The organism is Streptomyces sp. SLBN-8D4, assembly GCF_049739545.1.
Lineage (GTDB): Bacteria > Actinomycetota > Actinomycetes > Streptomycetales > Streptomycetaceae > Streptomyces > Streptomyces canus_C.
The window spans coordinates 8289861-8301416 of the sequence record NZ_JBMGQC010000001.1; the positions used below are offsets into that span (position 1 = coordinate 8289861).

Genomic DNA, 11556 nt, shown 5'->3' on the forward strand with positions numbered 1-11556 from the left:
CGCTAGGTGGCGACGGTGGTGCTCGGCCCGTCCGTGGCGGGCTCGCTGGTCGCGGGCTCGCTGGTCGCCGGCCGGCTCGTGAGGGGCGCACTGGTCGACGGAGGCGGCGGGGGCAGTGACGGAGGAGGCTGAGCGGGCGCGCTGCTGGTGACCGGGGCTCTGGTCGGCGGCGAAGCGGGCGAGGGCGGTGGGCTCGGCCGCATGCTCGACCTCTCGGGCGACGGCGAGCCCGGAGCCGTACTCGACGACGGCGGTGACGGAGATCCCCCGGGCTTGGCGCTCGACGACGACGGCGGCTTCGAGGAAGACGTCCCGGGCCGCCCGCTGGACGAACCCGACGAACCCGGTGCTCCCGAAGGTGGCGTTACCCCCGAGGGCGGCGGCGGGGGAGTGGTAGTGGGCCCGGTCCCCCCGCCGGAGGCACTCGTGCCGCCCCCGGCCACCGTCAGCATCACGTACCGCCCGAACGGCAGCTCGGTTCCCGCGGGCGGATCGGTCGCCGTGACCTTCGCGTCCCCGGACGGCGCCCTCCGTCCGGCGTACCCGGCCGCCAGACCGGCGGCGACCAGCTCCCGGGCGGCCTGGGCGAAGCTCCGCCCGGCAAGATCCGGCACCGTGCGCCGCCTCTGCGCGTCGAAGGGGGTGTCCTTCTCGCCGGTGGTGCCGACCGGGCGGTCGATGCCCCGGGAGGGTTCCTGGACGTCGACCAGAGCGACGCGTTCCAGTTTCCGCGGCGCCGGTTTCACGGCCACCACGGACTCACGTTCGTATCCCGCCCACTTCTTGTTGCCGTCCTCGAACTGGACGGAAATCCGGCCGGTGTCACCCTCGAAGGGCCGCAGTGGATTTCCGCACGAGCACTTCACAGCCGGAAGCCCTTGTTCATCGACGAGAATCGCGATTCCCGCCTGGATCAAGGAGTTGTACGGGGCGGCCTTTTCCTTTTTGTAGTCGTGGTTCTTGACGAGAGTGTCGTGACGCAGCAGGACCGGTGTGAGCCGATCGAGATATTCCGGTATCTCGTCCGTGGCGATGTGCAGCACCCCGGCCCACGCCTGGGCCTTCGCGTGATTTCTGGGGTCGGTGAGAAATCGTTCGAGTCGGGTGACGTCACAGATGGTCGGCTTCTTGCTGCCGCCGTACAGGCCGGGTGTGTCCCCCTGCTGGAGACTTCCTCGCACGGGCTGTGCCCGCACGGCGGCGGCGTCCTCGCCCAGTCCGCTGTTCTCCTCGAAGAACGGCGCGAGCGAGGGCACGCCGACAGCGACCGCCTTGACCACCGTCAGTGGATTTCCCTTCTCACAACCGCTCAGCAGCAGTGAGAAAACCGCCAGAACGGCGATCCTGTGCATAAACGCGCGAAGTGTCATGACCGCTCCCCCCGGCGGCGGTTCCCCCAACGCGCTTCATGCTACTGAATGCTCCGGAAAGGCGAAGCCTTTAACGTTCGTGGGTGCTCAATGAGGCCAAATATGCGTTGTACGCCTCGAGTTCCTTGTCGCCGTCCCGGTCCGCTGCCCGGTCGGTGCGCTTGGCCTGCCGCTGCTCGGAGCCGTACCACTGGAACAGCAGTGCGATCAGTACCAGGACGGACGGGATCTCACTGAACGCCCAGGCGATACCGCCGGCGTAGTTCTGGTCGGAGAGCGCGTCGATGCCGAGCGAGGCGGGCGGGTTCTTGAACGTCTCCACCATGGGCTCGGAGGCCATCATCAGCGCGATGCCGAAGAAGGCGTGGAACGGCATCCCGGCGAACAGCTCCAGCATCCGCATCAGATACCCGGGCCGGTGCGGCCCCGGGTCGACGCCGATGATCGGCCAGAAGAAGACGACACCGACCGCGAGGAAGTGGACCATCATCGCGACGTGCCCGGTCTTCGACCCCATCAGGGAGTCGAAGATCGGCGTGAAGTAGAGGCCGTACAGGCTCGCGATGAACAGCGGAATGGTGAACGCGGGATGCGTGACGATCCGCATGTACCGGCTGTGCAGCAGCGCCAGCAGCAGCTCCCGCGGCCCCTTGCGCCCCTTGCCCGCGACCGGCAGGGCCCGAAGGGCCAGGGTGACCGGGGCGCCGAGCAGGATGAGGATCGGCGACAGCATGCTGATCACCATGTGCTGCACCATGTGCACGCTGAACATGACCATGCCGTAGTCGTTCAGCTTCGTGCACATCATCAGCCCGATGGACAGCACACCGAGCACATAGGACACGGTCCGCCCCACGGACCACGCGTCCCCCCGCCGCCGCAGCCGCACGACTCCCCAGGCGTACAGGCCGAGCGCGAGGAGGCAGGCGACGAGGAAGAAGGGGTCGGCCGACCACTGAAGCCCTCGTCCCAGCGTGAACGGCGGCAGATCGTGCGTCATGCCGTGCCCGCTGTGGTCCATCGCGGCGGCTCCTGATTCGTGGGGGTTGTACGAGTCTGTCCGCCACACAGACTAGAACCGCCCCCGGCTGATCTTGCAGCCGGGGGCGACTGTCGCGCCGTTCAGGGGCGCGGGGCACTGCGCGACCAGCCACGCACGGCCCGCACCCGCCGTACGGCCTAGAGCACGCACTCCGCCTCGGCGTACCGGTCCTCCGGCACCGTCTTCAGCGTCTCCACGGCCTCCGCCAGCGGCACCATCACGATGTCGGTCCCCCGCAGCGCGGTCATGTGACCGAACTCCCCCCGGTGCACGGCCTCCACCGCGTGCCAGCCGAACCGGGTGGCGAGCACCCGGTCGTACGCGGTCGGCGTACCGCCGCGCTGCACATGCCCGAGGATGACCGGCCGGGCCTCCTTCCCCAGCCGCTCCTCCAGCTCGATCGACAGCTGGCGGGCGATCCCGGCGAAGCGCTCGTGCCCGTAGATGTCCTTGGCGCCCTCGTCGAAGGCCATGGAACCGGGCGCCGGCTTGGCCCCTTCGGCCGCGACGACGATCGCGAACCGCTTCCCGGCCTCGAACCGCTCGCCGACCCGCCGGGCCAGCTCCTCGATGTCGAAGGGACGCTCCGGTACGACGATGGCGTGCGCGCCGGCCGCCATCCCGGAGTGCAGCGCTATCCACCCGGTGTGCCGCCCCATGACCTCGACGACGAGCACCCGCTGATGGGACTCGGCGGTGGTCTTGAGCCGGTCGAGGGCCTCGGTCGCCACCCCGACGGCCGTGTCGAACCCGAAGGTGACGTCCGTCACCGCGATGTCGTTGTCGATCGTCTTCGGCACGCCCACGATCGGCAGACCGGCGTCCGACATCAGCCGGGCCGCCTTCAGGGTGCCCTCGCCGCCGATGGGGATGATCGCGTCGAGCCCGAGCTCCTCGACATGTCCCCTGGCCCGCTCCACGCCGTCCCGCAGATGCGAGGGCTGGACCCGGGAGGAGCCGAGGATCGTGCCGCCGCGGGCCAGGATGCCGCCCACCGCGTCGAGGTCGAGCTTGAGGTAGTCGCACTCCAGGAGGCCCTTCCAGCCGTCCCGGAAACCGATGACCTCGTCGCCGTGGTCGGCGACGGCACGGTGCACGACGGACCGGATGACGGCGTTCAGGCCGGGACAGTCGCCGCCGGACGTGAGGACACCAATGCGCATAGCCGCAAGAACCTTCTCAGCGAGTGAAACGGGGCACGGGTCCGGACCACGCTGTCCGGCTCGAACCCCGCCACCCTAGCGGCAGGAGGGGGCGGGGCCGAAGCATGCGTCCGCCAGCTGGACGACCCCGCTCACCTGTGCGGAGATCTCGTCAGACGGGCTGGTGACACCCGCCTGGAACCGAGGTGAACACCCTGCTCAGGCAGGCTGCTGAGCGGCCGTGATGCGCTCGTTGCGCAGCGCCTCGTACCAGCGGTCGTCGGTCGGCGGCAGCGCGTTCACGTCGAGCGCCAGCTTCAGCAGCAGGTCGGCGATCAGCGGGTTGCGCGCGAGCACGGGCCCGTGCATGTACGTGCCGAAGACCGTGTCGTTGTACGCCCCCTCCGTACCGTCACCTGTGCCGTTGCCCTTGCCCAGCTTGACGTTGGCGAACGGGCGGGCGGTGGGCCCGAGGTGAGTGACGCCCTGGTGGTTCTCGAAGCCGGTCAGCGGGGGCAGGCCGAGCCGCGGGTCGATGTCGGCGAGCACGTCACCGACACACCGCTCGCCCTCGCCGCGCACGGAGACCACGTCGAGCAGGCCGAGGCCGGGCTCGCGCTGGCCGAGGTCGTTGATGAACTCGTGGCCGAGGATCTGGTAGCCGGCGCACACCGAGAAGACGATCGCGCCGTTGCCGACGGCCCGGTGCAGACCGCCGTCCCGGCGCAGCCGCTCGGCGGCCAGCCGCTGCGGCCGGTCCTCGCCGCCGCCGATCAGGTAGATGTCGCCGGAGGTCGGGATCGGCTGGTCGCTGCGCACGTCCAGGCGGGCCACGTCGAGGCCGCGCTGGCGGGCCCGGCGCTCGATGACGAGGGCGTTGCCCTGGTCGCCGTAGGTGCTGAGCAGGTCGGGGTAGATCCAGACGACCCGCAGTTGGTTGTCGCTCACAAAAGTCCCCTGAGTCAGTTGCCGACGCGGCGGCGCAGGTCCTGGAAGGCGGTGTAGTTGGCGATGACCTCGATACGGCCCGGCGGGCTCATCTGCACCGCCTGGTCGAGGTTGTCGCAGACCTGGAAGTTCTGGTTCGCGACCTCCAGGCGGACCGCGAGGTCCAGCTTGCGGTCGCCGATCACGCAGATCGGGTGGCCGGTGAGGCGCGTGTAGTCGACGTCCCACAGCCAGGAGGTGTCGGTGCCGTCGGCGCCGCGCGCGTTGACGGAGAGGATCACCGGCGTCGGCGGCGGGTCGATCAGGCTGAACGTCTCCAGCCAGCCGGCCGGGTTCTTCGCGAGCAGCAGTCGCAGGTCGCGCTGCTGGAACTGGACCACGTCGTAGCGGCCGGCCACCGCCTGCACCTGGTACATGCGTTCCAGGGCGACCTGCGGCGGCACACCGAACACGGCGGCCACGGCGGCGGAGGAGGCGGCGTTGGCCTTGTTGGCGCGGCCGGGCAGCTGGAGGTGGATCGGCCACGCGGAGCCGTGCGGGTCGAGCACATGGTCGCCGGAGAGCGCCCAGCTGGGCGTGGGCCGCCGGAACCCGCACTCGCCGCAGAACCAGTCGTCGCCCGGCCGCTGCATCACGCCACCGCAGGACGGGCAGGACCAGGCGTCGTCCTTCCACATCTGTCCGGCGGCGACCCAGATGACGTTGGGGGAGGAGGAGGCGGCCCACACGACGAGCGGGTCGTCGGCGTTGGCGACGACCACGGCCTTCGAACCCGCCAGCCCCTCGCGCCAGTTCTCCGCGAGCATGCGGGTCTCGGCGGCGCGGTCCAGCTGGTCGCGGGAGAGGTTCAGCAGGGCGATGCACTTGGGGTCGGTGTCCCGGGCCACGCCCGCGAGGTACTTCTCGTCGACCTCGATGACGCCGTACCGGGCCTCCGAGCCGCCGGCGAGCGCCGAGGTGATGCCGGCGGGCATGTTGGCGCCGAGGGCGTTGGAGACGACGGGTCCGGCGGCGCCCAGCGCCTCCGCGATCAGCCGGGTCGTGGTGGTCTTGCCGTTGGTCGCCGAGACGAGGACGACGTCCAGGTTCTGGGCGAGCCTGGCAAGGAGGTCGGGGTCGAGTTTGAGGGCCACTCGGCCGCCGATGACCGAACCGCTGCCGCGACCCGCGGCTCGGGATGCCGCCGCGACGGCCTTGCCCGCCGTCACGGCCAGCTTGGCCCGCGGCGAGAGCGGGTCCGAGTTGCCTGTCATCAGATCTCGATCCTCCTTGCGTACGCGCCGCGCCTCAGCCTCCGGCCACGTGGTGTGGACCTCAGCCTATCGAGATCCGTAGGCACTCCCGAATCGCCGTACCCTTGCGGCCATGCGAAACGGCTCCATTCCGGGCACCCACGGCCGCGTCCGGCCCCTCACCCTGCTCGGCGACCCCGCACTGCACGAACCCTGCGGGGACGTATCGGACTTCGGCCCGGAACTGGCGACGCTCGTGGAGGACCTGTTCGCGACGATGTACGCGTACGAGGGGGTGGGCCTCGCGGCGAACCAAGTGGGCGTCCCCCTGCGCGTGTTCGTCTACGACTGCCCCGACGACGAAGAGGTGCGCCACCTGGGACATGTGGTGAACCCACGCCTGGTGGAGAAGGACGGTGTGGTGCTCAGGGGCCCCGAGGGCTGCCTGTCCCTGCCGGGTCTGGAGGCGGGGGTGGAACGCCACGATCACGCGGTGGTGGAGGGTTTCACGGCGACGGGCGAGCCGATCACCGTGCACGGGACGGGGTTCTTCGCACGGTGCCTTCAACACGAGTGCGATCACTTGGCAGGCAAGGTCTACGCGGACCAGGTGAAGGGATGGCGTCACCGCAAGCTGATGCGAAAGGTGCGGCGGGCCTCTTGGCGCCGGGCAGGTCAACCCACCTAGGGGCGCGGGGAACTGCGCGACCAGCCCCCACGAGCCCGCAGCCGACACGCAACCGTCAGAACCCCGGACCCCCCACCTTGTCCCCCGCCGCAGCGAGCCGCCCCCACAGCAGGTCAGCCATGTTCCGCACCAACTCGGCCCGGGAACACGGCCGTTCCCCCAGCCACCAGTCACCCGCCGCGTACATCATCCCGACGATCCCGTGCCCCCACACCCGGGAGAGCAGCTGACTGCCGGGCCCGAGATCCAGTCGGTCCTCGATGACCTGCCCCAACTCTTCACCCATCCTGCGCAGAAGGGGCGCGGAATGCTGGCCGACATCGAACCCCTGGTCCCCGGCCTGGCCCCCGTCGGCGGGGTGCATCAGGAACCGGTAGACCTGAGGCCGGGCCTCGATCGCGGCCAGGTAGGTGTCCAGGGTCGCCTCGACCCGCTCGCGCCGGTCCGCGGGAGCGTCCAGCGCCGCCCGCAGCGAGTCCAGCAGGGCGTCGGTGTGCCGCTTGGCGAGCGCGGCGTAAAGTCCCCCCTTGTCACCGAAGTGCCGATACAGAATCGGCTTGGTGATGCCGGCCTCCGCGGCGATGGCGTTCATGGAGGCCTGCGGGCCGTCGCGCAGCACCACTCTGTCCGCGGCTTCCAGCAGTTCACGCCGACGGCGGTCGGCGGACCGCTGCTGATCGGTCCGCTGTGTGGTGTCCATGAGCTCTCCCCACCCGTGCTGAATCGGTAACGCCTGCGCAAACTAACACCCGACCGATGATGGACATCGAACAGGCTGCTGACTGTTCCGTGGGAGTTGACTTTTCCTACCCGTGGGTAACACACTCGGGTTACCGCAAGTAACATGCACGTGCGTCGCCGCTGGAGGGGACATGGCCGAGTTCACCATGGAGCTCAACGACGAACAGAAGGAGGTCCGGGACTGGCTGCACGGCTTCGCCGCCGACGTCATCCGCCCCGCGGCCGCCGAATGGGACGAGCGTGAGGAGACTCCCTGGCCGGTCATCCAGGAGGCCGCGAAGGTAGGCATCTACTCCCTCGACTTCTACGCCCAGCAGTACTTCGACCCCACCGGGCTCGGCATCCCGATGGCGATGGAGGAGCTGTTCTGGGGCGACGCGGGCATCGCCCTGTCGATCGTAGGCACCGGTCTCGCCGCTGTCGGCGTCCTCGCCAACGGAACCGAGGAGCAGATCGGCACCTGGATCCCCCAGATGTACGGCGACGCCAACGACGTCAAGGTCGCCGCGTTCTGCTCGTCCGAGCCGGACGCCGGTTCCGACGTGGCCTCCATGCGCACGCGTGCCGTGTACGACGAGGCCAAGGACGAGTGGGTGCTCAACGGCACGAAGACCTGGGCGACCAACGGCGGCATCGCCAACGTCCATGTCGTCGTCGCGGTCGTCGACGCGGAGCTCGGGTCCAAGGGCCACGCCTCCTTCATCGTGCCGCCGAACACGCCGGGGCTGTCCCAGGGCCAGAAGTTCAAGAAGCACGGCATCCGCGCCTCGCACACGGCCGAGGTGGTGCTGGACAACGTACGGGTGCCCGGCTCCTGCCTCCTCGGCGGCAAGGAGAAGCTCGACCAGCGCCTCGCCCGGGCCCGTGAGCGGGCGAAGACCGGCGGGGAGCGGGTGAAGAACGCGGCGATGGCCACGTTCGAGGCCTCGCGGCCCGCCGTGGGTGCCATGGCCGTGGGCACCGCCCGCGCCGCGTACGAGGTCGCCCTCGACTACGCCAAGACCCGTGAGCAGTTCGGGCGGCCGATCATCGACAACCAGGGCGTGGCCTTCCAGCTCGCCGACATGCGCACCTCCATCGACGCGGCCCGTCTCCTGGTCTGGCGTGCCTCCTGGATGGCGATCAACGGCAGGCAGTTCACCGCCGCCGAGGGCTCGATGTCGAAGCTCTTCGCCAGCGAGACGGCGAAGAAGGTCACGGCGCAGGCCGTACAGATCCTGGGCGGCAACGGCTACACCCGGGAGTACCCGGTGGAGCGTATGCACCGCGACGCGGCGATCTATACGATCTTCGAGGGCACGAGCGAGATCCAGCGCCTGGTCATCGCCCGGACCCTGTCCGGCATGTCCATCCGCTGACGGCCGTCACCACGTCACCGGGAGCGCCTCGGGGCCGCGGATCGACGTGCCCCTTTTGAAGGGCACCTGCTCCGGCGGCACCGCCGGCCTCAGGCCCGGCACCCGGTCGAGCAGCGCCTCGACCAGCAGCCCGGCCACCAGCCGGGCCAGGGTCGCGCCCGGGCAGTGGTGCGGGCCGGAGCCGAAGGCCACGTGCGGGTTGGGGCTGCGGGAGAAGTCGATCGTCTCCGGGTAGGGGAAGATGTCCGGATCCCGGTTCGCGGACAGGTACGACACGTAGATCGCGTCGCCGGCCCGGATCCGCACTCCTCTGATCCCCACGTCCTCCAGGGCGATCCGCGCCAGCCCGACCGTGTTGCGGTGCGGGATGAAGCGCAGTAGCTCCTCGACGGCCCGCGGGCGGATCTCCGGCTCGGCGCGCAGGCGTTCGGCCAGGGCGGGGCGGGTCAGCAGCAGGTGGAACAGCTGGCCGGTGTTGTCCGTCACCGTCGCGCCGCCGATCTGGAGCAGTACCGCTAGCTCCGCGGCCTCCTCCAGCGTCACCTCGCCGCGGCCGAGGGCGGCCCCGAGCAGGGAGGCCACGTCCTCGCCGGTGCCGCCCTCCCGGAGACCGATGAGGTCGGCGAAGTATGCGCCCATCTCCTCCCTGGCCCGCTCGCCGGTCCGGGCGCCGTGCGAGGGGGCCAGGATCAGCCGGGTCCAGGCGTGCATGCCGAGCCGGTCGGCGGCCGGGACGCCCATCAGCTCGCAGAGCACCGCGGCGGGGAAGGGGCTGAGCACCGCCGCGGTGAGGTCGGCGGGCGGGCCGTCCTGGAGCAGCTCGTCGATCAGGTCGTCGAGCATCCGGCGGGACTTCTCCCGGATCCGCTCCACACCCTCGGCGCTGAAGGCTGCGGCCACGGAGCGGCGCAGCCGGGTGTGGTGGGGCGGGTCGAGGAAGGTGACCGCTCCGCGCCTTGGGGTGCCGTGCGGGTCGAGCCGGGTGACCGGCCGGTCCATGACGGCCTCGCGGCTGAAGCGCGGATCCTCGGTCACCGTCCGTACGTCGTCGTACCGGGTGACCAGCCAGGCCCAGCCCTCGCCGTGCGGCAGCCGGATGCGGGTGAGCGGCCCCTCGCGCATCAGCTCGGTCAGCACCGGGTCGAAGTCGACGCCGTTCAGGTCGAGCGCCGGCCAGTGCCGGATCGGGGGCAGGATCTCGGTGATCGTCTCTTCGCTCATCTCACGCCGTCCCGTCCCGGAACCGAAGACTGGTCCCGTCCACGATCACCCGAGGGGCGGACGACTTCGCGCCGGGTTGCGCCGAACGCGGGACGCCGAGCAGAACGTCCTACGGCGCCCCGCCGCTGCTGTGCGCGATGCACGCGACGTCGATCCGGTCGGCGAGCTTCGCGAGCTCGATCGTCAGGGCGGCGACCGTATCCTCGTCCAGCCCGTCGGCGCCGGCCTCGACCAGGTGCAGCCACCGCCCGCCGAGACTGCGGAGCAGCTTGCTCACATCGGCCGCAGCCACCTGCAGGGTCCCGCGGTCGTCGACGATCAGAGGCAGAGTCACTTCGCGGTTCACACCCGGGATGTTAGCCGCGCAAGTGTCACGCTCCGTGCCAAACCGTCGTGATGTTGCAGAACTCCCTGATTCCGTGCCCGGACAGCTCACGCCCGTACCCGGACCGCTTCACCCCGCCGAACGGGAACGCCGGATGCGAGGCGGTCATCCCGTTCACGTACACCCCGCCGGCCTCCAGATCCCGTACGAACCGGTCGACCTCGGCCTCGTCGCGCGTCCACACGTTGGAACTCAGTCCGAACGCCGAGTCGTTGGCGATCAGCACCGCCTCGTCGAGGTCGGCCGCCCGGTACAGCGTGGCCACCGGCCCGAAGGTCTCCTCGCGGTGGATGCGCATCTCGCGGTCCACGTCGGCGATGACGGTCGGCGGGTAGTACCAGCCGGGCCCGTCGGGCCGCTGGCCGCCGCACAGCACACTCGCCCCGCTGCGCCTGGCGTCGTCGACCAGTTCCTCCAGGTCGCTGCGTCCCTGCTCGCTCGACAGCGGTCCGACCTCGGTGTCCTCCTCCAGCGGGTCGCCGACCTTGAGGGCCTTCATGCCCTCGACGAACCGCTCGGCGAAACGGTCGTAGACGTCCGTGTGCACGATGAACCGCTTGGCGGCGATGCAGGACTGCCCGTTGTTCTGCACCCGCGCGGTCACCGCGACCTCGGCGGCCCGGTCGACGTCCGCCGAGGGCATGACGATGTACGGATCGCTGCCGCCGAGCTCCAGCACGGTCTTCTTCACCATGTCCCCGGCGGTGGAGGCGACCGCCCGCCCGGCGGGCTCACTGCCCGTGAGCGTGGCCGCCTTGACGCGGTCGTCGCGCAGGATCTCGTCGACCGCGCCGGACCCGACGAGCAGGGTCTGGAAGCAGCCCTGCGGGAACCCCGCCTGGTGGAAGAGGTCCTCCAGGAACAGGGCGGTCTGCGGCACGTTCGAGGCGTGCTTGAGGAGACCGACGTTGCCCGCCATCAGCGCGGGCGCGGCGAAGCGGATCACCTGCCACAGCGGGAAGTTCCACGGCATCACCGCGAGGACGGGCCCCAGCGGCCGGTAGCGGACCAGGGCGCGGGAGGCGCCGGAGTCCTTGACGTCGGACGCGGCGGGCTCCTCGTCGGCCAGCAGTGACTCCGCGTGCTCGGCGTACCAGCGCATCGCCTTGGCGCACTTGGCGGCCTCCGCGCGGGCCTGCTTGACCGGCTTGCCCATCTCGGTGGTCATGACCCGGGCGATGTCCTGCTGGGCGTCGTCGAGGAGCTCGGCGGCCCGGTTCAGGAGACGGGCACGGTCCGCGAAGGACGTCGTGCGGTAGGTGCGGAACGTCGCCTCCGCGAGCTGGAGCCTGCGTTCGATCTCCTCCTCGCCCATGGCCTCGTACGTCTTGAGCGTCTCGCCGTTCGCCGGGTTCACCGTCGCGATGGGCATGACCGACCTCCTGAAGAGCTGACTGTGCTTCGACCTTCCCGCGCGGCGGGGACGACC

Annotated in this window: 11 protein-coding genes; 2 read left to right on the forward strand and 9 right to left on the reverse strand. The window is 70.3% G+C overall.

Annotated elements, in window-relative coordinates; translation table 11 throughout:
* Positions 1-2 precede the first annotated feature (2 nt).
* The 5 genes from RKD20_RS37745 to RKD20_RS37765 all read right to left on the reverse strand — a co-directional run bounded on the left by RKD20_RS37745 (position 3) and on the right by RKD20_RS37765 (position 5755).
* Positions 3-1370, reverse strand: a complete 1368-nt coding sequence (locus RKD20_RS37745; protein WP_424881611.1) for a DUF6777 domain-containing protein — start codon at positions 1368-1370, stop codon at positions 3-5.
* Between the two features lie 70 nt (positions 1371-1440).
* Entirely contained in the window at positions 1441-2391 is a 951-nt protein-coding gene (locus RKD20_RS37750) for a cytochrome c oxidase assembly protein (RefSeq protein WP_424881612.1), read from the reverse strand.
* Between the two features lie 158 nt (positions 2392-2549).
* Positions 2550-3575 (reverse strand): 6-phosphofructokinase, encoded by a 1026-nt coding sequence (locus RKD20_RS37755; RefSeq protein WP_307183167.1) that lies wholly within the window; start codon positions 3573-3575, stop codon positions 2550-2552.
* Between the two features lie 198 nt (positions 3576-3773).
* Positions 3774-4502 carry a type 1 glutamine amidotransferase gene (locus tag RKD20_RS37760; protein WP_020123348.1) on the reverse strand — a complete coding sequence of 243 codons (729 nt, stop codon included), beginning with the start codon at positions 4500-4502 and terminating at the stop codon, positions 3774-3776.
* A gap of 14 nt (positions 4503-4516) precedes the next feature.
* Positions 4517-5755: a MurT ligase domain-containing protein gene (locus tag RKD20_RS37765; RefSeq protein ID WP_007380394.1), complete on the reverse strand. Its 1239-nt coding sequence runs from the start codon at positions 5753-5755 to the stop codon at positions 4517-4519.
* Positions 5756-5867: 112 nt separating this feature from the next.
* Here RKD20_RS37765 and def point away from each other — a divergent pair, with 112 nt between their 5' ends.
* Complete coding sequence (gene def, locus RKD20_RS37770; RefSeq protein WP_424881613.1) at positions 5868-6422, forward strand: peptide deformylase; 555 nt, start codon at positions 5868-5870, stop codon at positions 6420-6422.
* Between the two features lie 55 nt (positions 6423-6477).
* On the opposite strand, the gene RKD20_RS37775 is transcribed toward def, so the two are convergent.
* The gene (locus RKD20_RS37775; RefSeq protein ID WP_020123346.1) at positions 6478-7122 is read right to left on the reverse strand and encodes a TetR family transcriptional regulator; all 645 of its coding nucleotides are present in this window, start codon (positions 7120-7122) and stop codon (positions 6478-6480) included.
* A 172-nt stretch (positions 7123-7294) separates the two neighbouring features.
* Between RKD20_RS37775 and RKD20_RS37780 the strand changes: the two genes are divergently transcribed.
* On the forward strand, positions 7295-8521 hold the full coding sequence (locus tag RKD20_RS37780) for an acyl-CoA dehydrogenase family protein (RefSeq protein WP_424881614.1): 1227 nt from the start codon (positions 7295-7297) through the stop codon (positions 8519-8521).
* 6 nt (positions 8522-8527) lie between these two features.
* Here RKD20_RS37780 and RKD20_RS37785 read toward each other — a convergent pair whose 3' ends face one another.
* The 3 genes from RKD20_RS37785 to RKD20_RS37795 all read right to left on the reverse strand — a co-directional run bounded on the left by RKD20_RS37785 (position 8528) and on the right by RKD20_RS37795 (position 11499).
* Entirely contained in the window at positions 8528-9742 is a 1215-nt protein-coding gene (locus tag RKD20_RS37785) for a cytochrome P450 (protein WP_424881615.1), read from the reverse strand.
* Positions 9743-9851: 109 nt separating this feature from the next.
* Positions 9852-10088, reverse strand: coding sequence for a DUF6213 family protein (locus RKD20_RS37790; protein ID WP_007380390.1), 237 nt, complete (start codon positions 10086-10088; stop codon positions 9852-9854).
* A gap of 25 nt (positions 10089-10113) precedes the next feature.
* Entirely contained in the window at positions 10114-11499 is a 1386-nt protein-coding gene (locus RKD20_RS37795) for an NADP-dependent succinic semialdehyde dehydrogenase (protein WP_424881616.1), read from the reverse strand.
* Between the last annotated feature and the right edge of the window lie 57 nt (positions 11500-11556).

What these genes read in the sequence shown, in the direction of transcription:
- RKD20_RS37745 (WP_424881611.1), bottom strand. Translation starts at nt 1,370, where the DNA reads ATGACACTTCGCGCGTTTATGCACAGGATCGCCGTTCTGGCGGTTTTC.
- RKD20_RS37750 (WP_424881612.1), bottom strand. Translation starts at nt 2,391, where the DNA reads ATGGACCACAGCGGGCACGGCATGACGCACGATCTGCCGCCGTTCACG.
- RKD20_RS37755 (WP_307183167.1), bottom strand. Translation starts at nt 3,575, where the DNA reads ATGCGCATTGGTGTCCTCACGTCCGGCGGCGACTGTCCCGGCCTGAAC.
- RKD20_RS37765 (WP_007380394.1), bottom strand. Translation starts at nt 5,755, where the DNA reads ATGACAGGCAACTCGGACCCGCTCTCGCCGCGGGCCAAGCTGGCCGTG.
- def (WP_424881613.1), top strand. Translation starts at nt 5,868, where the DNA reads ATGCGAAACGGCTCCATTCCGGGCACCCACGGCCGCGTCCGGCCCCTC.
- RKD20_RS37775 (WP_020123346.1), bottom strand. Translation starts at nt 7,122, where the DNA reads ATGGACACCACACAGCGGACCGATCAGCAGCGGTCCGCCGACCGCCGT.
- RKD20_RS37780 (WP_424881614.1), top strand. Translation starts at nt 7,295, where the DNA reads ATGGCCGAGTTCACCATGGAGCTCAACGACGAACAGAAGGAGGTCCGG.
- RKD20_RS37785 (WP_424881615.1), bottom strand. Translation starts at nt 9,742, where the DNA reads ATGAGCGAAGAGACGATCACCGAGATCCTGCCCCCGATCCGGCACTGG.
- RKD20_RS37795 (WP_424881616.1), bottom strand. Translation starts at nt 11,499, where the DNA reads ATGCCCATCGCGACGGTGAACCCGGCGAACGGCGAGACGCTCAAGACG.